Genomic DNA, 21769 nt, shown 5'->3' with positions numbered 1-21769 from the left:
CGGATCACCGGGGGTGGATCGCGCGAAACCGTCTCCGTGGGTGACGTAGATGGGCGAATCGCGTGGGCTGGCTCTTGGAGGTTGATTAGGCGGAGCGATTGCCTCCTACTGCGACGCCCTGGGTGTGCGCCCACACGACCGCTTGGATGCGGTCGCGCACGCCCAGCTTCTGCAGCACGTTTGAGACGTGCGTCTTGATGGTCGCCTCGCCGAGGAAGAGCGCGCTCGCGATCTCGGCATTCGATCGACCCTCGGCCATGAGCGCCAGCACCTCGCGCTCGCGCTCGGTGAGACCGGCCCGGTCGAGCGCGGCAGCTGCATCGGGTTCGCCCGCGGTGTCGGGCGTCGCCCCGGGGCCAGGGGCACCCGCGCGGGTGGTGAGCGGCCCGGCGGCGCCCGGTGCGGACACGGACGGGGCGGGTGCGCCACCCGAGATGCGCTCGATCACGGCTCGTGTCACATCTGCGCCGAGCAGTGCCTGGCCGGCCGCAAGCGTGCGCACGGCGTCGATCAGCTGCTCCGCGCGCGAGGTCTTGAGCAGAAAGCCGCTGACGCCCGCCGCGAGCGCGTCGAAGAGGTAGGCGTCGTGCCCGAAGGTGGTGAGGATCAGCACGGGCGGACCGTCTGCGCTGGGGCTGCCGAGGATGCGCCGTGCGGCCTCGATGCCATTCATCTGGGGCATTTCGACGTCCATGCAGATCACATCGGGGGAGAGGGCGGCCGCGAGCTCGACGGCCTCGACGCCGTTCGCGGCCTCGCCGATAACCTCGATGTCGGCTTCGCTTTCAAGGATGATGCGGAAGCCCGAGCGCACCAGTGCCTGGTCGTCTACGAGTAGTACGCGGATCACAGGCGCACTCCCAATCCTTCTGCAAGCGGCACGGTGCCGGTGCCGGCTCCTGTGCCTGCTCTTGCTCCTGCCTCTGCTCCTCCTGCGCCGAGATCTGCCACCGGCCGCGTTGCGGGCTCGGCGCTCCCGATGAAGCTCTCACCGACGCTCGGCACTGTCGCCCGCACCAGGAAGCCACCGGCCGGCGATCCGGTGCCCGGTTCGCGCCGACCCGCCTGCACTGTGCCGCCGACGGCCCCGATCCGCTCTCGCATGCCTCGTAGGCCAAGACCCGAGCCCTCGGCTGACGCACCGACTCGCTGACGCACCCCGTCGTCGCTCACCTCGACCTCGACCGCCTGCTGCTCGAAGCGCAGCCGCACCTCCGCCGAGGCACCGCGGCCCGCGTGCTTGCGCACATTGGTGAGGGCTTCCTGCACCACGCGGTAGAGGGCCACATCGACGAGCATCGGCAGGGGTCGCGGCTCGCCCGCCACGATGAGCGTGGTGGGCACGCCTGCACTCTGCGACTCCGCGACGAGCGTGGCGAGCTGCGCGATGCCGACGGTGCTCGACGCCCCCTCAGTCTCGGGGGTGCGCAGCGTGTGCACGAGCCGCCGCAGCTCTTCGACGGCGGTGTGGGCGCTCTGCTCGACCACTTCGAGTGCGGCAGCGGCGCGGGCGGGCTCTCGGTGGAGGCTGCGCCGTGCGGCGGCAGCCTGGATGCCCATGACCGAGACGTGGTGCGCGACCACATCGTGCAGCTCGCGAGCGATGCCGAGCCTGTCGAGGGCCACTGCCTGGGCGGCGCTGGTCTGCCGCTCGAGCGCGAGTTCGCGCCCCTGCGTTTCGAGGAGCGCCTGGGTGCGGGCCGCTCGCCACGAGCGCTCGCCGAAGTAGAAGGCCCCGCCGAAGTACATGAAGTTGGTGATGAGCTGGATCACCGCAAAGGTCGCATAGGCCGAGAACAGGCCGGATCGTGACAAACCGGGGAAGGAGTCGGTGTCTGAGGACGAGATGATGAGCGAGAGCACCAGCCATGCCATGAGCGCACCGCCGATCACGATCCGCGTCCAGACGGAGAGCACACGCCGAGGCTCCCAGGCCCCCACCGTGTACAGCGCGATGAAGAGGCAGATGTTGACGATGAGGATCTCGGGCACGGCGAACTGACCGCAAACGAAGAAGCCGATCGACACCGCTGCGGCGACGGGCACCGGGTAGCGCCGCCGCACCGCGAGCGGCAGGGTGGTGAGCCCCAGGCCCAGCGCCCACACCCACGGCTCGGCGGGCTCGGCGATGAGGCCCGTGCGTTGATAGAGCAGCGAGGTGGTGAGCGCCGCGACCGCGAGCAGGAGCGCGAGCCCGATATCACCGCGCAAGCTCGCCCGGCTCGGCTGGGGTCGCACCCACTCGGCTGCGCTGTGTGCTGTCATGTTTCCAGGTTAGGGCGAGCCTCTGACATTCGCTTCCTCCCTCTGGCGGAGGCGGTTCCTCCCCGCGGGGGAGGTGCGATGTCAGAGGCTGCCCGTAGCGTGGAGACAGCTAGGGAAAGGAACGAGACGAGATGATCGAAATCGCAGGCGTCTCCCGCAGTTTCGGAGAACGCAGAGTGCTCAGCGAGGTGAGCTTCGGCGTCGAGGGCGGCCGCATGACAGGCTTCGTCGGCGGCAACGGCGCTGGCAAGACCACCACTATGCGCATCATCCTCGGGGTGCTCGCGGCCGACAGTGGCACGGTGACCCTCGCGGGTAGCCCGCTCACCGCTGCGGATCGGGCACGCTTCGGCTACATGCCGGAGGAGCGGGGCCTGTACCCCAAGATGAAGGTGCTCGAGCAGCTCGTCTACCTGGGTCGGCTGCACGGGATGAGCGCCGCCGCTGCGAAGGCATCGGCGAGCGGCCTAGTCGAGCGGCTCGGCCTCGGTGAGCGCGCGGGCGACACCCTCGAGAGCCTCTCGCTCGGCAACCAGCAGCGCGCGCAGATCGCTGCGGCGCTCGTGCACGAGCCGATCGCGCTGGTGCTCGACGAGCCCTTCTCCGGTCTCGATCCAATCGCCGTTGAGGTGGTGCTCGGCGTGCTGCGCGACTACGCAGCGCAGGGCGCGCCCGTGCTGTTCTCGTCGCACCAGCTCGATATCGTCGAACGCCTCTGCGATGACGTCGTCGTGATCGGCAACGGGCGCATTCTTGCCTCTGGATCCCGCGAAGATCTGCGCGCCCAGCACTCGGGGCGCGAGTTCGAGATCGAGCTCACCGGCGCCACCGCCGATGCGGGCTGGGTGCGTGAGCAGCCCGGCATCTCGGTCACCCACCTCGATGGCGGCTTCGCCCGCTTCCAAGCCGATACCGACGCTGCCGCGCAGGCCGTGCTCGTGCGTGCCGTCGCACTCGACTCGGCAGAGTCTGCAGTGCGCCGCTTCGGCCCTGTCACCCCGACGCTCGCCCAGATCTTCAAGGAGGTCGTGCAATGACCACGCAGATTCAGACCCGTGCCGCATCCCGCCCGGTCGGAGGTGCGCAGGGCGCCTGGCTCGTCGCCGAGCGCGAGATCACCACTAAGCTCCGCAGCAAGGCCTTCCTGGTGTCGAGCGGTGTGTTGCTGCTACTCGTGCTCGCCGGTGTGCTGTTCAGTGGCTTCATGACGAACACGGGTGGGCTCGGCGGCCCGACGAAGGTCGCCGCGGTTGGCGAGGCGTCGACGGCGCTGCAGCCGTTCGCGGGGCACGGCTTCGAGGTGATGCAGGCGTCAGATCGCGCTGCCGCCGAGCAGCTCGTGCTCGATGGTGAGGTAGACGCGGCGGTCGTGCCCGGCGGTGACACCGCTGTCAATCTCACGGTGCTCGCAAAAGACAGTCCCCCGACCGACGTGCTGAGCGCGCTCTCGGCGACACCCTCCGTCGAGCTGCTGGCGCCCACAACCGACAACCCGGCGCTCGCCTATGTCATCGCGATCGCCTTCGGCGTGGTGTTCATGATGAGCGCGATCACCTTTGGCACCACGATCGCGCAGAGTGTTGTCGAAGAGAAGCAGACCCGCATCGTCGAGATCCTGCTCGCCACGGTCTCGGCACGAACCCTGCTCGCGGGCAAGATTCTTGGCAACAGCATCCTCGCGCTCGCTCAGGTTGTGGCGATCGTGGCGGTCGCCTCGGTGGGCATGCTGGCGACGGGGCAGGATCTGCTGCTCGGCGAACTCGGCACCTCGCTCATCTGGTTCGGCATCCTGTTCGCCTTCGGTTTCGTGCTGCTCGCCACGATGTACGCCGCACTGGCAACGCTCGTGTCGCGGCAGGAAGACGTGGCCTCGGCGGTGAGCCCGGTGATGTGGCTCGTGATGCTGCCCTACTTCGCCATCATCTTCTTCAACGACAATCCGCAGGCGCTCGCCATCATGAGCTACGTGCCGTTCTCGGCCCCCATCGGCATGCCGATGCGGCTGTACCTCGGCACTGCCGAGTGGTGGGAGCCGCTGCTGTCGATGGGCGTGCTGCTCGTCTCGATCGCGATTGTGCTCTGGATCGGCGCGCGTATCTACAGCAACTCGATCCTGCGCACGGGTGCCAAGGTCAAGCTCAGCGAGGCCATCAAGGGGTAGTCCCCGCCGTACACGACGGGCCTGGCGGCGATCCGTATGGGATCTGCCGAAGATATGGTCGATTCGACTGTGAATCCCATATCTTCGGCAGATCCCATATTGTTGGGGCGTGGGCTGGGGCTGGTCAGGGGCTGGGCCTCCGGGCTCAGTTCACCTCGTCGGGATGGGAGCCGCTGCGGAAGCCGCGATCCAGCCCGGCAATGGCGACCATCGCCTGGTCGTCGAGTTCGAAGCCGAACACATCGCCGTTCCCGGTGATGCGGGAGGCGCTGCTGGCCTTCGGAATCACGACGTTGCCGCTCTGCAGATGCCAGCGGATCGCGATTTGCGCGACCGACACACCCCGCTCCCGCGCGAGCTCCGCGAGCACCGGGTCGTCGAGCAGTCGCCCGCGCGCGAGCTGTGACCACGCCTCCGTGGTGATTCCGTGCTCGGCGTGGAACTCGCGAAGCTCCCGCTGTTGCAGCCAGGGGTGCAGTTCGACCTGGTTGACAGCGGGCACGGTCTCGGTTTCGTCAAGCAGTCGCTGCAGGTGAGGGATCTGGAAGTTGCTCACGCCGATCGCCCGCACCCGCCCCTCTGAGCGCAGCCGCTCCAGCGCACGATACGTCTCGACGAACAGCCCCCGTGCGGCGCACGGCCAGTGGATGAGGAAGAGGTCGAGCTGATCGAGCCCCAGATCTGCAAGCGTGCGGTCGAAGGCGCGTAGGGTGCGGTCGTACCCCTGCTCCGTGTTCCACACCTTGCCGGTCACGAAGAGGTCTTCGCGCGAGAGGCCGCTGTCGAGTGCGCTGCGGATTCCTCTTCCCACGCCGGTCTCGTTGCCGTAGAAGGCGGCACCGTCGAGGTGGCGGTATCCGGCGGCCAGGGCGAGGGACACCAGCCGTTCGGCGTCGTCTGCCGGCACCTTGTAGAGGCCGTAGCCAAGCTGCGGCATCTCAACGCCTGGGGCGATGGGGATTCGCGGGGCGGGGAGGGGCGCAGCTGCAGCGGTCATGCTTCGACGCTACCGAACACCGCGCGCGCCGCCCAGCCCTGAATCGATCCCCGCCGCCACGATTAAGGCCTGTGCGAGCCTTGGCTGACGGCAGCGATCCGCCCGGGAGAGTGCCCGACAAGGCCCGCGATCCGCCCCTCCCGCCTGTCGATGTCAGAGGCCGGGAGTAGGCTTGCCGCGTGAACAGCGCCCCTTCCTCCAACCGCTCCGAGATCAGGCCGTGGCCGGCCCTGTGGTCTCTGGTGCTCGGCTTCTTCATGATCCTCGTCGACACCACGATCGTGTCGGTGGCCAACCCGTCGATCATGCGCGGCCTCGACACGACGATGGTGGCAACGCTGTGGGCCACGAGCGCCTATCTGCTCGCTTATGCTGTGCCGCTGCTCATTACGGGCCGTCTCGGCGACCGCTTCGGCCCGCGCCGCATCTACCTCGTTGGGTTGACGGTCTTCACGCTGTCATCGCTTGCGTGCGGCCTGGCCGGCGGCATCGAAACGCTCGTCGCGGCCCGCGTCTTCCAGGGCCTCGGTGCGGCGCTCATGACGCCGCAGACCATGGCCGTGATCACGCGCATCTTCCCGCCGCGCGAGCGGGGCTCGGCGATGGCTGTCTGGGGTGTCACGGCGGGCGTCGCGACACTGGTGGGGCCCATCCTCGGCGGGTTTCTCGTCGATGCCTGGGGTTGGCAGTGGATCTTCTTCATCAACGTGCCCGTCGGTGTGATCGCATTCGTGCTCGCGCTGCGCTTCGTCCCGGTGCTGCCCACTCACGCGCACCGCTTCGACTGGCTCGGGGTGCTGCTGAGCGCGGTCGGAATGTTCCTGCTGGTGTTCGGTATTCAGGAGGGTGAGAGCTTCGACTGGGGCACCATTTGGGGGCCGATCACCGTGTGGAGTCTCATCATCGCGGGCGTCGTGGTGCTCGCGCTGTTCGTGTTCTGGCAGCGGGTACAGCGGGGCGAACCCCTGATCCCGTTGCAGATTTTCCGCGACCGCAACTTCTCGGTGGGCTCGGCGGTGATCGTGACCGTCGGGTTCTCAGTCACCGGTATGGCGCTGCCACTCATGTTCTACCTGCAGTTGGTGCGCGGGCTCACACCCACGCAGTCGGCGCTCATGATGGTGCCGATGGCGGTGCTGTCGATTCTGCTGGCCCGCCCCATCGGCCTGCTCATCGACAGGCGCGATCCGCGCCGTCTGCCCGTGCTCGGTCTGCTGCTCGTCGCCGCCGGATTGGCCAGCTACGCATTGATGGCTCGCCCAGACATATCGCTGTGGCTGCTGCTGATTCCGAGCGCGGTGCTCGGTCTCGGCAACGCCTTCATGTGGGGCCCGCTCGCGTCGATCACCACCTTCAGCCTCGCGCAAGATCTCGCAGGGGCCGGCTCAGGCGTGTACAACACGAGCCGGCAGGTCGGTGCGGTGCTGGGCTCCGCTGCGATGGCGGCGTTCATGGGATCGCGGATCGCGGCCCATTTCGGCCCCGCAGCGGCTGACGCAGCTGGTGGGTTCGGCGGGGCGACCGGCGGATCGGGAGCTCTGCCCGCCGCCCTGCAGGGCGACTTCTCGGCGGCAATGGCGGAGTCGATTCTCATGCCGATGGGCGTGATGATCCTTGGTGCGCTCGTCGCGCTGCTCTTCGCGAGGCGCCCGAAGAGCGCCCGGGAGGCCGCCCAGGAGGCCGCAGCCGCCGCGAAGTGACACAGCAGCCCTGAGCGGCACCTCGATCGAGGCGCTTCTGGATCCGCCCCCGGTCAACCCGGCCCCACATCACCCCGAAAGGAATACCGCGCATGATCGTCGCATTCTCCGTCGCCCCGAGCGGCGGCCCGCAGCGAGGCGACTCCGTCTCCGACGCCGTTGCCGAAGCCGTGAAGGTGGTGCGCGCCTCGGGGCTGCCGCACCGCACCAGCAGCATGTTCACCGAGATCGAGGGGGAGTGGGACGAGGTCTTCGACGTCGTCAAGCGCGCCACCGAGGCTGTGCTGCCCTTCGGATCGCGGGTGTCGCTCGTGGTGAAGGCCGATATTCGCCCCGGCTACGAAGGCGAACTCGACGCGAAGCTCACCCGCCTCGAGCGCGCCATCGTTAGCGCCGATGGCGCATCGGGTGATATCACATCTACCTATCGCTAGTGTCGGGAAACCGGGATAGTTTCTAACTGAGTAGGCCAGTTCGAACAAAGGGAATCTAGATTGAGTACTAATGACGCTGATCAGATTGTCGCAGAGCGCTGGGAGCAGCCACCGCCAGGGGTAAGGCTGTATGCGTCTTCTCATGAGTTCATCGCTGAGGACGCGTCCCGGCACAACTCGTCATTTGGTGTAGAAGGCGACCTAGGCGGTTGGGAAGTCGGCTATTTCCGTTTGAGCCAGCCGGAGTACGGTCTGCAGGCATTCTCTGAGTGGAAAGTGAGTGTACATAGCCGCGAAGTCTATGCGGTGTTGAGGCGGTGGCCGAACCAGAACACATACACGTTTGATGGTCCGGTCTGGTTGATCGACACAGTGCCTGAGCTGCTCGACGCCTCTGTGTATGGACGGCCGCTGTTCTATCTCACTGGCCAGGTTGAGCGGCATCATGACGAGACTGACTCGTTGTTGCTCGCAACCGAATGGATCCGTGCCGGGCTAGGAATGATTCGCGAGATGAACGTGTTCGAGTTGCGCGATCGTGTCACGGCTCTGATTAGTACCGGCAACGTCTAGATCCCAGGCAACCCGATCGGCGGTATGTCGGGGCTGCCTGAGTTTATGCTTCCCACCCACAAACGCCGCAGCGGCGGCCGCCCGGTGAGGGCGACCGCCGCTGCGGCGTTTCCGAAGTGGCTCAGGCGTTCGAGCTGCGTCGGCGCCGGGCAACGCCCAGGCCCACACCGCCTGCCGCGATCAGCGCGACCACAGCGGCGGCGAGCCCCCACAGTTCGGCACCCGTGGTGGAGAGCACCCCGCCCGGTGCCGGCGGGGTCGGGGGCACGCCGTCGAAGGTGTTCGCGACCAGCGCGGTGGTGCCGCCGGCAGCCACCACGATGCCGTCGCGGCTCGCGCCCGCAGTCTCCTCACCAGCCACGGTGATCGAAGTCGACTTCGCCCCGCCGGTGCCAGTCTCGGTGAGTGCGCAGCGCGCCCCCTCCGGCAGCCCGGTCTCGGCGTGCCGCTCGCCAGCGCTGAGGGTGAAGCGCTTCGTGATCGGATCGCTCAGCCCGCGAGCCTCGCAGACCAGTTCGAAGGCGTAGCGCTCCGAGCGGTGCTCTGCCGCAACCGGGTGCTCGTCAGCGCTGAGCACCGACTTCTCCACCACGATGCCGCCCAGGGTGTAGGTGTTCGTGAAGCGCAGCTGCGTCGCACCATCCTCCTGCTCCCTGATGCGCACCTCAGCGCTCTGGCCGTCGCTCGCAGGGGAGACCCCCGGCTGCGTCTCGATCGAGCGGCCGGTCTCGCCGTGCTCGCCGACAGCCCCGGCCTCGGTCGCCGTGCAATCGGCGCCGATGGGCATGCCCGGCACGGTCACCGAGCCGTTCTTCGGCACCATCACCGTCGACATTTCGCCCAGGTCGAGCGAGACGCGGGCGGGATCGGCCACGCCGCTCGGCACGGTGCAGGAGAGTTCGACGGGATACTCGGCCGGCGCATTCTCGACGCCGGCACCGACCACCTGCTTCGAGATGACGAGCGGTGCCGTCTTCACGGTGACACCGGCACGCTGCGGAGTCGCGGGCAGGTTGACCCGGTTTCCAGAGGTATCCCAGGCGATTACACCGTTCTGGTTCCACGCGAACTGCGGGGTTGCGAACTGCTCGAGCGTGGGGTGAAGGCCCTGCGCTGCCGGGTCAATCACGCGGTTCACGGTGTCGAACTCGATGACGACGTCGCCGCCTGGTGCGAGCGGTGTCGCGGTCATATCGACATTCACACGAATACCGGCGATATCGGCGATGTCCCCGGTGAACGCGGCGACGGGGGTCCACACATTCGCCGGGTTCGTCGCGGTGTCGGAGCAGGTGGGATCCGCCACCCACAGCGATCCGCCAGGCACGTCACCGACACAGGCAGCGGGATTCACGGTCACCTCGACCGTGGGTGTCGCCCCCGCGGGCAAACCGCTGAATCGGAAGACATCGGCGAGGTTCTCGCCGACGAGCACGGGCCGGAACGTCGACCCCCGCTCCGCGCCGCCCGCAAGCATCTTGTCGCCGATCGTCGGCATCATGTCGACGATCGTCATCCGTGCGAGCGGGTTCGTGCCCGTGTTGAAGTGCTGCAATTTCCAGGTGTCGCGCGCTCCGACCGCTGAATACGATGCGCAGGGGTTGCGCGTGTAGTCGGAGCCGATGGGCCGGTACACCGTGGGCAGGCACTCCTCGCCGGTGCGCACATTGAGTGCTCCGTTCACGAGATTCTCGCCGAGGGTGTCGACGTACTCGCCGCGCACCGTCTTCGCTGAGCCGACCACGGTGCCCGCACGCGGCTGCACGAAGTTCGTGTTCGAGCAGCGGTACGCCTCGACAGGGGCAGGCGGCTGCTGCCCGAAGTCGTTTGGCTGCTGGCACACCGCGAGCGGCACGCCGGTCTCGACGGTGACGGTGTTCGTCGCCTGAGTGCCCGTAGGAACCGGCAGCAGGGCGAGTCCGAGCCCAATGGTCATCGTCTCACCGGGCGCCATGCGAGAGCCTTCCGGCCAGGTGAACACCAGCGACCTGCCGTCGGGCGAGCGCGTCACCGAAACATCCGAAGGGTCGGTGCTGAGGCCGCCCGTGCCGGTGCTCGTGAAGGTGGGCTGTTCGCCATCCCATTCGAGTGTGGTGGGGAGCGTATCGGTGACGTTCACGAGGGGCAGGTAGCCCGTGCCCGTGTTCGTGAAGATGAGCTGCCAGGGCATGCTCACGAGCGGTTCGACCTGGTGGGTGCCCGCGTCGTTCGGGGCGCGTTTGCTGACCCTGAGCGTGTGCGTGCCCGGGCCGAAGGTCACCTCGGCGTCGGCGTCGGCGTCGGCGCGGCCGTAGGCGCGGTTGTCTGCGACCACGCTCGCCGTGTTCTGCTCGCTGTCGCCAGTCCAATCGACTGCGGCGTCAGCGCGCAAGCGCACGGTGAAGCCGAGCGCGGCGGAGCCCCACGAAGAGTTCCACGACGTTGCGCCCTGCGGGAAGAGCCCGTTCCCTGCCGCGCGCGAGAAGTCGACGGCCACGCCGGTGATCTTCGCCGGGTCGCCGGTGAAGCCGTCGAACGCCGTCCATGCTCCGTCGACCTGCACCTGCAGTGCTGAGGTGTCGGCGTCCTGGGGGGCGGTGACGGTGCCAAACGACACGAACTCGAAGCGCTGCCAGAACGAGGCGGAGTCGTCTTCGATGCGCAGCGTGTTCAGCGGAGCGGTCGAACCGTTCGAGTTCGCGGTGAGCGCCACCTGCACGGGGTCGGTGGGCGAGGCCTCGATGATCGTGGTGTCGCTCGAGGAGCCGTGCTGCACGGCGACGGTCTTCTGCAGTGCGACCTGCACGGCCGCCTTCTGCAGATCGACGGCCGCCTGGGCGGTGTCGCTCGGCTGCGTCTCGGGTGCGATGACGGCATCCCAGCCGCGGGCTACCGCGAGGTTCGGCACGCTCACCACGGAGTCGATGTCGCCGCCCTCGACAGGCAGCCCGGTGAGTCGTGACTCTTCGCGCAACTGCACGTCGAGCTTCATCACGAGCGCACTACCGACGGCGATGCGGTTGCCGTTCGTATCGGGGTCGGTGCCCGAGAACGTCGTGGCGATGCCGATCACGTCAGGCAGCAGCGCCGTGAAGGCGGGGTCACCGTTGAGCACCTGCTGCAGCGTGAACGTGGTGCGTGTGCCGGCGGGGGTGCCGTCGTAGAGCCACAGCTCGACCTCGCTGTCAGCGGTGTCGATGAAGGCGGGCAGCGTGCCGAAGCTCACCCCGGTGAGGTTGAAGACATCGAAGTGGTTGCCCGCACCGCGCACCTCGGCACCGTAGTCGCGGTCGGCGAACTGGCTTTCGTCGATTTCGACTACGGTGCCTGGCCGCAGCGTGTCAGTGATGCGGATCTTCGCGAGCTGCATGGCGTCCCGCGTGCCCTGCGGCGCTGTCGAAGCGTTCGAACCGGTAAGGGTGTAGCGGGCGCGCGGGTAGTCGGCCGCGGCGAGCTCGCCCTCGTTCGGAACGGTCATCTTGATGCTGGCTGCCGGTGAGCCGGTGGGGGCACCGGTGACGGCGTCGAGGGGCTGCACCTGCTTCACGAGGTCGACGTTCGTGGTGCCGTCGAGCACCTGGATGGTGTCTGCGGCGGTTGCCGTATCCGAGGTCGAATCGCTGCGGATCCCGGTGGCGGCGAAGACGTTCTCGACGCAGCCATCGGCGGCGCCCACGCAGTTGAACGTCGTGTTGTGCTCCTTCACCCACTTCACCGATCCGTCGTCGGTGCGGGCGCGCTCGCGCAGCTGCCAGTCGAGGCGGAAGGTGCGGATGTCGGCCGAGGCCGCAACGCCGGTGCCGGCCTTCGGGGCGGTGAGGTCGCCTGCCTGGGCTGCGGCCTCGCGCGCTGCCGTGTTCTCGGTGAGCACGAGGCGCACGCCGAGCGTGCTCAGCTGCTGCTGGGGGGTGAGGGTGTACCCGGTGAAACCGTTGGCGTTCATCCAGCTGCCGCCGGGGATCGGGGTCACACTCACCCAGTCGCTGCCGTTATAGAGCTGCACGTCGGTGACGAGATCCCAGGCGAGCCGCGGGTCGACGGTTGCGTTTGCGGCGGATCCACTGGTGCGGATCGGGCGGATATGCGTGAGGTTGAAGGCCTCGAAGACGGTGCCTGCGCCGCTTGCGGTGGGCGCTGCCGGATCCTGCAGCACTACCGTGGCGTAGCCGGGCTCGGTTGTGGCCCAGCGCTGCGTGGTGGAGGTGCGTGCCCCGGACTGCGAGGTGAGCAGGTCGTCGGCCCAGGCCTTCGACGCCCACATTCCGGTTCCGGGCTCCGGCCCGTTGTCCTGCGTGCCGCGCACGCCCACGTTCTCGGCGTCGTTGGCCCTGCCGGTGACGACACGGCTGTCGAGTTCGCCGGTGCCTGTCGCTGAGGCGACGTTCTCGTAGCGCTTGGCGGTGAGGAAGTCGGTTGCTGTGGGTGTAGCGGCGTCACTGCGCAGGCTGGTGCGGGCGGTGAATGACAGGTTGGGCTTCACGTAGGTTTTCTGTGAGAGACCCTGTTCGTTGGTGTACACGAAGCGCACACCGGTGACGCCGGCGGGCAGCGGGAAGGCGTCTTGCTCTGCCGGGTTGGTGACGAGCGGGGTCGTCGCCCAGTTGCCGGCGGCATCACGGATGTAGATGTCGAGATTGGCCTGGGTCGCGGGTTCGGTCATGTTGACCGGCCTGCTGATCGGGGGGAGGATCTGCGTCGCGTCGAAGGCGTCCCAGAAGGTGCCTGCGCCGCCCCAAGCATCTTCGACGGTGATCGTTGTCGGTTTGGTGCGTCCACCGCCGGTGGTGGCTGTGGTGTCGAGCTGCACCACGACGTTCTGGCCGGGGAGCACGGTGCCGGGGCCGACGCGCTTGTCGATGACGACGTCGATGCGGGGGGCGACGAGCGCGAGCGTCGCACGGGCGGTGGTGGTGGCGTCGGGCATGCCTGCATTGGTGCCGGTGACCGCGATGACGTTCGGCAGCGGCTGGGTGCGGGTGCCGGGTGCGACGAAGGTCTCAGCGGAGTTCGTCTTGATGCGGTAGCGCAGCTCTGCGGCGGTGTTCGGCGCGATCTTGCCTGCGTAGCTGATCGAGAAGCCTGTGATTGTCGCGCCGGCTGGCGGTGCAGGGAGCGGATCGCCCCGTGTCAGGGCGACGGTCGTGGGTCCGCCGGCGTGGAGCCAGGTGAACTCGGCAGTGTCGGCCCCGGCCGGCCAGATCGCGTCGAGGTTGCTGTTGTCGAAACCGTCGAAGGTGAGATCTGATCCGAGGAAGAGCGGATCGGAGCCCGTGCCGGGCTCGGCGATCGTGAGCGTGTCGAGGCTGGTGCTCTGGGGTGCGCTGGGGTTGATGGCGCGCAGCACGACGCCTACGGATTCGCCTGCGGTGATGTCTGCGAGGGCGGGGGTTTCGGTGCCGCTGGGAAGCGCGTAGAACCGCTTCTGAGCGTTGACCGCGATCGCTTCGGGGGCCACCTCGAAACCTGCTTCGGCTGGCTTCGACACCGGTGCCTGATCAGGTGCTTCCACGGTGGCGAGCACCTGATTGCTTGCCGTCCAGCCCGTTGCCACGCTGGCGCCGGTGCTGCGGTTCGTGGCGCGCTGCGTCACGGAGAATGCCTGCGAGACCGACGCGCCGGGAGCAATGCTCGCTTCTGCCGCGGTGTAGGCGGTGCGCACGCCGGCGATCTCAGTGTTGGGGATTGCGGGCGTCCACGTCACCCAGTTCCAGGATCCGCCGGTGAACCGGTACACCTCGACAGTGGTGCTGTCGGCCCCAGCGGGTCGGGCACTTGTGGGGTCTGTGGGTGAGGTGAACCCGGCGAAGTCGACGAAGTTGAAGGGGTTGCCCGCGGGCAGTGCGCTCGCGCCGTCGGGGGCGAGCGCCGGGTCGGCGGGGTCTTGCAGTTTGATCGCGGTGGCGGGGATGTTCGAGGCCTGGGTTGCGCCGATGGTGACCGTCGAGGCGGCACCCGGTTCGTAGCTCTGCGCTGGCGGGCTCCAGCTCTTCGCCGGTGCGACGTCGATCGAAACGGGGTTGTCGACTTCGATGATCGCGCTCGACGACACCTCGAGTGCTTTCGCACCTGATTTGGCGGTGAAGGTTGCGGTGTTGGTGAGGTCGGAGCGGAGCACCGGATCATTCGGGGCGAGCCCCTCAGGAATGGTGATCGTGTATTCGAGCACGCCCTGCGCGCCCGTCGGCAGGCCCGTGCCCGCCGTGTTGCCCGCGCCTGCCTGCACCGGCAACGCCACCCCGACAGTGATCCGCAGCTGTGCGGGATCGCTCGGGAGGGTGCCGCTCAGAGGCTGCGTGGGGGAGTCGCCCGTGGCGATTCCGGGGAGATCGAGGGTGACACCGGTGCGCTGATTGTTGAAGCTGGCATTGAGGTCACTGATCCGCCAACCCGCGAATGCGGCGGGCAGTGCGTCCACAACAACCGCAGGGCCGTCCGCGTCTTCATCGTTCGCAAGGAACTCGACACGGTACGTCACAGAATCGCCAGGGCGGAGGTCGCGTACCTCCTTTTCCCCGTTCACCGTCTTACTGATGAGAATCGAAGCGCCCTCCGCGGCAGCCGCCGGCAGCACCTGCCCGCCAGCCGCGAGTGCGCCGCCGAACAGCAGCGCAGACAGCGCTCCCGCGAGCACGCGCGTTACGCGCCGCCCCTTCGGCTGATCCTGATTCTTTCGCCTGAGCGCTGAGAATCGCATACCTTGTGTCCCCCTTCGGTACGGTTCGAGCGCACCCCTGCGCTCGAAGCCCGGCTCCTGCGCTTGGGAATACTTCTGGGGGAAGCAGCGCAGAAGCCGGGCACACAGAAGACGGCAGAATCTCCGAATCGTGACGCGCGTTTGCAGAAATTTTTCTCACAGTGCCCGAATTGGAGTTCCCAGGGGTTCCACCGATAATCGGATGGAGGGGGCCTTGCGCACCGATTTCGGGGCACGAGGGGCTTATCTGGGTTTGTGTCGCAGGGAATCGGCGCGGATCCGCAACCAAGTGGGGGCTTGTGGTGATGAGCGATGATTGGCGACGGCACTCGGATTCCGAGCTGCTTGAGCTGAGCCGCGATGGCGGTGACGACGCCTTCGCCGAGCTGTGGAGGCGGCATCGCCGCGCCGGTTACGCAGCGGCTCGCAACATCGCCCCCTCGCTCGATGCCGATGATCTCGTCTCCGGCGCCTACCTGAAGATTTTCGAGCTTGTGCGTGACGGGCGCGGGCCCAGCGGCGCGTTCCGCCCCTATCTCTACAGGGTGCTGTCTTCGCTCGCCGTAGACGCCTACCGTTCGCCGGAGCACGCCGTCGCTGATCTTGAAACCTCGCCTGACGTCATTGAGGAGGCTCCTGGCGCAGACGCTGCGTTCGACCGCGAATCGGCGGCCCGGGCCTTCGCATCGCTGCCAGAGCGTTGGCGGGCAGTGCTCTGGTACACCGTCGTTGAAGGGCTCCCGCCGCGAGAAGCGGCACCGCTGCTGGGCATTTCGCCGAATGGCGTTTCGGCGCTCGCCCTGCGGGCCCGGGAGGGGCTGCAGTCGGCGTGGGTCGAGGAGCACGCCGACATGCAGCTCGCCGATCTTGCCTGCCGGACCACGCGCCGCCGCCTGCAGAACTTTCAGCGCGGCAAACTGCCGGCCAGGCAGAGCAGAGAGGTCGAAGCACATCTCGACAATTGCGAGGCGTGCGCCGCCGTCGCCGCCGAGTTCACGATGCTCAACCGCCAGCTCGCCCTCGTGCTTTCGCTGGTGGTGCTCGGAGGCGGATCCGCGGCCGCATTCGCGGCGACGCTCGGGGCGGGATCGGGCGTTTCTGCCACCGCGGCCGCTGCAGTTGCGGCGGCTGGTGGCGGTGCCGGGTCGGGGGGTGCCGGCGGTGCCGGTGGCTCTTCCGGGGGCGGGCTCGGCGGGGTGACGATCGCCGTCGTCGCAGTTGCCGCTTCGGTTGCGCTCGCCGCGGCAGCGGTCGGCGGGGTGGCGCTCGTGAACTCCTTCGGTGGAGGAACGGATCCGTCGGCTCCCGTGGAAGCTGCGCCAGTGGATGATGCTGCTGGAGGGGCTGGAGACCTGCTCACCCGGGCTGATGCCGCCGAGCCGGATGCGCGCAGCGCTGATGCAGTGTCACCGCCTGTGGTCACGAAGCGCGCCTCCGCGGAGGATGCGCCGGGATCGGGGGCGCCCGCCGAGGTGCCGCAGACTGTGGCACCGGGCACGTCGGAGACGGTACCTGGGGAGCCCGATCCGGGTACAACGGGCCCGACGGGCCCACAAGTGGAGCCCGCCACCCTCTTTCCGGGGGAGCCGTGCTTCACCCCCAATGTCGATGCTGGGCAGTTTTCGATCTCCGGGCGCGCAAGCGCGACGGGTTCGGTCGAGCTGCGCCTTCCTGCCGAACTGGGCGGCAGCACGGTTACCGCCGTGACCGGCGGCGACCGGAACTGGGCTTCGGAAGCGATGTCAGGGCTCGACGTGCTCGTCGCGAGCACGACGGCAGTCGAGGCTCGCCTCGTCACGGGGTCTGCTGCCGGGCTGTGGGTGAGCGTACCACTGCCGCAGTGCGGCCAAACCGGGCCGAATGTGGTCTCCGGGATCAGCGTGACGGGGCTCTGCCTGGCGGTGCCAGGCAGTCAGCTCGGAACCGTGCGACTCGACGGCGAACTCTCCGAGTACGGTGTGGTGTTCGCGCGGCACCGGCTGTTGGGAATCACCACCCCGATCACCGATCCGCTGCTCGAAGGAGCGCCGGACCTGCGCTACCCGTGGCTCACTTGGCACGGGATTCTTGCGCGCGCAGCGGCGTGGAGCCCGCACAGCTGGTCGGCGACATTCCCGCTGGTGGTCGCACCCGCTTCGGTTGACGAATACAACGCGGGCCTCTTCGGCACCCTTGAACTCAGGGTGCAGACCCCTCCAATCTGGAGCATCGATGCGGGAACCACCTCGCCGTGGATGCCGATCGACACGCTGCAGGCCTGCACTCCGTAGCGGCGGCCGCCGATGCGGGGCGGGTGCGCAGTTCTCCGCCTGCAGCGGACGCACCGCGTGAATGTCGGCCGCTGCAGGTAGTCTCCGAACCATGAGCATGGGCGGTGGCATAGGAGGCGGGCGCGGATCGCGCGTATCCGCGGGCGACGCGGCGCGCCAGCGCGAGATCAACGAAGCGGCCCCCCAGATCCCGCATCTCGGTCAGCGCATCGCGGCGCTCTTCTCCCCGTACCGCTGGCAGCTCGCGGTGATCATCGTGCTGGTGCTGATCGCCGCCGGGCTCGGCATCCTGCCACCGCTTCTCACGCAGCGCATATTTGACGACGGGCTGTTCCCGCCGGGCGGGATGCCCAACCTCGAACTGCTGCCGTGGCTCGTGGCGGGCATGATCGCGGCCTTCGTGCTGTCATCGGCAATCGGCATCGTGCAAACCCTCTTCACCGCGCGCGTCGGCAATCGGGTAATGGGCGATCTGCGCGTGCGACTGTTCGCGCATCTGCAGTCGATGGAGCTCGGCTTCTTCACCCGCACCAAGACCGGCGTGATCCAGTCGCGCCTGCAGAATGACGTGGGCGGTGTCGCCAATGTGCTCACCAATACGGTCTCGAACATCATCGGCAACACGGTCACCGTGATCGCAGCTGCGGTCGCGATGCTGCTGCTCAGTTGGCAGCTCACCATCATCGCAGTGGTGCTCATGCCGATCCTCGTGATCGCGCAGCGTCGGGTGGGTCAGGTTCGCGCCCGTATCGCGGGCCGCACCCAAGAATCGCTCTCCGAAATGACGGCAATCACCCAGGAAGCCCTCTCGGTCTCGGGGGTGCTGCTCGCCAAGACTTATTCCCGGCAGCGAGCAGAGACCGAGCGTTACGCCGCAGAGAACCGCAGACAGATCGAACTGCAGGTGCGGCAGACGATGAGCGGCCAGGTCTTCTTCGCCCTCGTGCAGGTGTTTCTGTCGGCCGTGCCCGCCATCGTCTATCTGGTGTCGGGGTGGATCATTGCGCGCGGGCAGGGTGAGGGTTTCGACCCTGGGATCACGGCCGGCACGATTGTCGCGTTCACCACGGTGCAGTCGCGCCTGCTCTTCCCGCTCATGGCGCTCATGCGCATTGCGCTCGACCTCCAGACCTCGAAGGCGCTCTTCGCCCGTATCTTCGAGTACCTCGACCTCGAGCCCGCGATCACCGACGCCCCCGACGCCCGCGAGCCGTCGGATGCCCCCGGCCAGGCCGGCCGCGTCGATTTCGACGGGGTCTCCTTCCGCTACCCGGACGCCGGGGCGCAGCAACGGCCCACGCTCGACGGGGTCACGTTTCACGTGGAACCGGGCGAGTTCGTCGCCTTCGTGGGTGCTTCTGGCTCGGGCAAGACCACCATCGGCTCACTGATTCCGCGCCTCTATGACGCCAGTGCCGGCACTGTGCGCTACGCGGGCGACGACGTGCGCGAGCTGCGCCACGAAGCGCTTGTCGACCGCATCGGCGTGGTCACGCAAGAGCCTTACCTCTTCCACGCCTCGGTCGCCGCGAACCTGCGCTACGCCAAGCCCGATGCATCGCAGCAGGAACTGGAAGCGGCGGCACGGCTCGCCAATATCCACGACACCATTTCAGGCTTCGCCGACGGCTACGACACCATCGTGGGGGAGCGCGGCTACCGCCTCTCAGGGGGTGAAAAGCAGCGCATCGCCATCGCTCGGGTGCTGCTCAAGAACCCTCGGGTGCTCCTGCTCGACGAGGCAACCAGCGCACTCGACACCGTGAACGAGCGCGCCGTGCAGCGCGCGCTCGACGACGCACGCAGCGGGCGCACCACCATCGCAATCGCCCACCGACTCTCCACCGTCGTCGACGCCGACCGCATCTACGTTGTCGGCGAAGGCCGCATCCTCGAACAGGGCACGCACCACGAGCTCCTGCTGCGCGGCGGCGCCTACGCCGAGCTCTACGCCCAGCAGAGCTGAGCGGGAGTAGGATTTTCGCGTGCGCCCCATTACCCAGTCGAGCAAGTTGGCGGGGGTGCGCTACGACGTGCGCGGCCCGATCCTGCAGGAGGCCGAGCGGCTCGAGCGCGAGGGGCACAAGATCCTCAAGCTCAACATCGGCAACCCGGCCCCCTTCGGCTTCGAGGCACCGCCCGAGATCGTTGAGGAGCTGCGGCGCATCCTGCCCACAGCCCAGGGGTACAGCGACTCCCGCGGCATCCTGACCGCCCGCGAGGCGGTAGCCCGCTTCTACGCCGAGGAGGGCGTCGCCGGAGTCGGCCCCGACGACGTGTTCATCGGCAACGGTGTCAGCGAGATGATCTCGCTCGTGCTGCAGGCCCTCGTCGACGACGGCGACGAGATTCTCGTGCCCGCCCCCGACTACCCGCTGTGGACGGCGCAGGTGACCCTTGCCGGCGGTCTTGCCGTGCACTACCCCTGCGATGAGTCGAACGGGTGGATGCCCGAGCTTGAAGCGATCGAGCGCCTCATCACCCCGCGCACCACGGGCATCGTGCTCATCAACCCGAACAACCCCACCGGCGCTGTCTATTCACCCGAGCTGGTGCGTGGTTTCGCGGCGCTCGCCGAACGGCACGGCCTGGTGCTGATGGCCGACGAGATCTACGACCGCATTCTCTACGATGGGGCGGTGCATGAGCACGCGGCGTTGCACGCGCGCGACACCCTCTGCCTCACGTTCAGCGGGCTGTCGAAGGCGCAGCGCATCGCAGGGTATCGTTCGGGTTGGGTGGTCGCCTCGGGCGATCGCGCGGTCGCGCGCGACTTCCTTGAGGGTCTCACCCTGCTCGCGAATATGCGCATGTGCGCGAGTGTGCCGGCGCAGCATGCGATCCCGATTGCGCTCGCGGCCGGGTCGAACGGCTCGGGGATCGTCGAGCTTTGCGCGCCCGGGGGCAGGCTTCGGGAGCAGCGGGATGTTGCGCACCGGCTGCTGACGGAGATTCGCGGCGTGAGTTGTGAGCGGCCGGGCGGCGCGCTATATCTCTTTCCGCGGCTCGATCCCGAGGTGTATCCGATCGACGATGATCAGCGCTTCGTGATCGAGTTGCTGCGCGCGACGCGAGTGCTCGTCACGAACGGGCGAGGCTTCAATCTGCCCACGCCCGACCATCTGCGTTTTGTGACGTTGCCGTCGGTGCCGGTGTTGACCGAGGCGATCGGCCGCATTGCCGACTATCTCGAGACGGTGCGGTCGCGATGACGGTGCGGGTGCTCGCGGTGGGCAAGAAGCACGAGGCGTGGGTCACGGAGGGCATCGACCGCTACGAGAAGCGCCTGCGCAAGCCCTTCGATGTGAGTTGGCAGTTGTTGCCCCATTCTGCGCGTGAGGGGGATGCGGCGCGGGCTGAGGAGTCGGAGCGCATTCTCGCGAAGGTGGATCGCGATGCGTTTCTGGTGCTGCTCGATGAGCGCGGGCGCAATGTCGATTCGCCTGCGCTTGCCGCGACGCTGCAGGGTGCGTTTGCGGCGGGTCGTTCGGTGACTGTGGTGATCGGCGGTGCGTATGGGGTGGCGGATCGCGTGCGTGAGCGCGCCGATTTCGTGTGGAGCCTGTCGAAGCTCGTCTTTCCGCATCAGCTCGTGCGTTTGATTCTCGCCGAGCAGATCTATCGCGCGCAGGAGATCGCGGCCGGCCGGCCGTACCACCACGTGTGAGCTGGCCCGCTCGGCTCAGACCGATGCGGTGCGTTGCAGCCTGGGGAGGGAGTGTGAGCGAGGCGCGCCAGCGCACCCGCATCCCATCAATGTCAGTGGTGCCGCCTAGCGTGAGGACATGACCCCCTTTCGCTTGAGCACCCGGCTGCAGCCGCCCCCTCGGGGCCGCCTGTCGCTGGCCCGGCCTATGGTGCCGGCGGCGGGTTCTGAGGCGGGCGCCGTCGAGGTGCCGTGGCGGGTGGTTGCGCGTTCGGCGAGCGGCGTGATCGAGGTGGAGCATTGCGGTGACGGGCCGCTGCACTCGGTGCGCTTCGCTCTCGCGGGCGAGGGCATGTTGGGGCTGTCGCTGCCCCGCACGGTGTATCCAGAGGAGCGGCTGCGGGTGGTGGTGCGCAGCGCGAGCGGGTCGGCGGTTGCCGAGTCGGCAGACGCGATGCTGGTGCTGCGCTGGTTTCAGCCCGATGGGAGGGAGCTGCTGTGGCCGATCGCGCTCTGAATCGAGGCCCGCCGGGGTGGGTGTGCGGCGGCTTGTGCGGCTCTGTGCGGGGGTGTCATGCGACACGCCGGGGCGGGAGTGTGTGGGAAAAAACTTCCCTGCCTCCCGGCTTGTGGATAACCACCCGAAAGGGGCGGAACTCCGCCGAAAGTTCTCCCCAGATGCGCTCGGCTCCGGTGGAAATAAAGTGGAAAACTACAGCGTTGTAACTACTGCATCTTGTGGTTCACGCGGGTGTGGTTCACTATATGTAGTGCCCCGGACGGGGCGTATGACTTTTGGAAAAGGGGCGTGAAATGGCCATCACGGTGTACACCAAGCCGTCGTGCGTGCAGTGCACGGCGACCTACCGGGCGCTCGACAGCAAGGGAATCGAGTACGACGTGCTCGACCTCTCGCAGGACGAAGCCGCGCTGGAAACGGTGAAGGAGCTCGGCTACCTGCAGGCTCCCGTTGTGGTGACCGACGACGAGCACTGGTCGGGTTTCCGCCCCGACAAGATTTCGGAGCTCGCCGGCCGCCTCGCGTAAGCG

The 21769-nt window shown here is 67.7% G+C and carries 15 protein-coding genes; 11 read left to right on the top strand and 4 right to left on the bottom strand.

The annotated features are described in order from the left end of the window. Positions 1 to 85: 85 nt before the first annotated feature. Positions 86 to 850, bottom strand: a complete 765-nt coding sequence (locus WFL22_RS07360; RefSeq protein WP_336652544.1) for a response regulator transcription factor — start codon at positions 848 to 850, stop codon at positions 86 to 88. After that, positions 847 to 2265, bottom strand: a complete 1419-nt coding sequence (locus tag WFL22_RS07355) for a sensor histidine kinase (RefSeq protein WP_336992097.1) — start codon at positions 2263 to 2265, stop codon at positions 847 to 849. The genes WFL22_RS07360 and WFL22_RS07355 overlap by 4 nt, the downstream gene beginning before the upstream one ends. Positions 2266 to 2396: 131 nt before the next feature. Between WFL22_RS07355 and WFL22_RS07350 the strand changes: the two genes are divergently transcribed. Together WFL22_RS07350 and WFL22_RS07345 are read left to right on the top strand one after the other, a co-directional pair. Beyond that, entirely contained in the window at positions 2397 to 3302 is a 906-nt protein-coding gene (locus tag WFL22_RS07350) for an ABC transporter ATP-binding protein (RefSeq protein ID WP_336992096.1), read from the top strand. Next, positions 3299 to 4426 carry an ABC transporter permease gene (locus WFL22_RS07345; RefSeq protein ID WP_336992095.1) on the top strand — a complete coding sequence of 376 codons (1128 nt, stop codon included), beginning with the start codon at positions 3299 to 3301 and terminating at the stop codon, positions 4424 to 4426. Before WFL22_RS07350 ends, WFL22_RS07345 begins: the two co-directional genes overlap by 4 nt. A 145-nt stretch (positions 4427 to 4571) precedes the next feature. On the opposite strand, the gene WFL22_RS07340 is transcribed toward WFL22_RS07345, so the two are convergent. Then, the gene (locus tag WFL22_RS07340) at positions 4572 to 5423 is read right to left on the bottom strand and encodes an aldo/keto reductase (protein WP_336992094.1); all 852 of its coding nucleotides are present in this window, start codon (positions 5421 to 5423) and stop codon (positions 4572 to 4574) included. 179 nt (positions 5424 to 5602) lie between these two features. Here WFL22_RS07340 and WFL22_RS07335 point away from each other — a divergent pair, with 179 nt between their 5' ends. The 3 genes from WFL22_RS07335 to WFL22_RS07325 all read left to right on the top strand — a co-directional run bounded on the left by WFL22_RS07335 (position 5603) and on the right by WFL22_RS07325 (position 8130). Then, a complete protein-coding gene (locus WFL22_RS07335; protein WP_336652549.1) occupies positions 5603 to 7123 on the top strand; it encodes a DHA2 family efflux MFS transporter permease subunit in 1521 nt (506 codons plus the stop codon). A 92-nt stretch (positions 7124 to 7215) separates the two neighbouring features. Then, entirely contained in the window at positions 7216 to 7557 is a 342-nt protein-coding gene (locus WFL22_RS07330) for a thiamine-binding protein (RefSeq protein ID WP_336992093.1), read from the top strand. 60 nt (positions 7558 to 7617) lie between these two features. Beyond that, entirely contained in the window at positions 7618 to 8130 is a 513-nt protein-coding gene (locus tag WFL22_RS07325) for a hypothetical protein (protein WP_336992091.1), read from the top strand. A gap of 121 nt (positions 8131 to 8251) precedes the next feature. Here the strand turns inward: WFL22_RS07325 and WFL22_RS07320 are convergent, their stop codons facing one another. Then, entirely contained in the window at positions 8252 to 14803 is a 6552-nt protein-coding gene (locus tag WFL22_RS07320; protein ID WP_336992090.1) for a DUF5979 domain-containing protein, read from the bottom strand. 305 nt (positions 14804 to 15108) lie between these two features. Between WFL22_RS07320 and WFL22_RS07315 the strand changes: the two genes are divergently transcribed. The 6 genes from WFL22_RS07315 to nrdH all read left to right on the top strand — a co-directional run bounded on the left by WFL22_RS07315 (position 15109) and on the right by nrdH (position 21766). Beyond that, on the top strand, positions 15109 to 17073 hold the full coding sequence (locus tag WFL22_RS07315; protein ID WP_336992089.1) for a sigma-70 family RNA polymerase sigma factor: 1965 nt from the start codon (positions 15109 to 15111) through the stop codon (positions 17071 to 17073). Between the two features lie 97 nt (positions 17074 to 17170). Continuing rightward, positions 17171 to 19039 carry an ABC transporter ATP-binding protein gene (locus tag WFL22_RS07310; protein ID WP_336992393.1) on the top strand — a complete coding sequence of 623 codons (1869 nt, stop codon included), beginning with the start codon at positions 17171 to 17173 and terminating at the stop codon, positions 19037 to 19039. A gap of 19 nt (positions 19040 to 19058) precedes the next feature. After that, positions 19059 to 20285 (top strand): pyridoxal phosphate-dependent aminotransferase, encoded by a 1227-nt coding sequence (locus WFL22_RS07305; RefSeq protein ID WP_336992088.1) that lies wholly within the window; start codon positions 19059 to 19061, stop codon positions 20283 to 20285. Beyond that, entirely contained in the window at positions 20282 to 20740 is a 459-nt protein-coding gene (rlmH, locus tag WFL22_RS07300) for a 23S rRNA (pseudouridine(1915)-N(3))-methyltransferase RlmH (RefSeq protein WP_336992087.1), read from the top strand. The genes WFL22_RS07305 and rlmH overlap by 4 nt, the downstream gene beginning before the upstream one ends. Before the next feature lie 118 nt (positions 20741 to 20858). Continuing rightward, a complete protein-coding gene (locus WFL22_RS07295) occupies positions 20859 to 21236 on the top strand; it encodes a hypothetical protein (RefSeq protein ID WP_336652555.1) in 378 nt (125 codons plus the stop codon). Positions 21237 to 21532: 296 nt separating this feature from the next. Beyond that, positions 21533 to 21766, top strand: coding sequence for a glutaredoxin-like protein NrdH (gene nrdH / locus WFL22_RS07290; RefSeq protein WP_024356182.1), 234 nt, complete (start codon positions 21533 to 21535; stop codon positions 21764 to 21766). Positions 21767 to 21769: the final 3 nt, after the last annotated feature.

Origin of the sequence: Leucobacter sp. VD1, from assembly GCF_037150695.1 — a bacterium.
Classification (GTDB): domain Bacteria; phylum Actinomycetota; class Actinomycetes; order Actinomycetales; family Microbacteriaceae; genus Leucobacter.
Note: the sequence above shows the minus strand (reverse complement) of the source record. Positions and strands in the feature narration are given on the sequence as shown.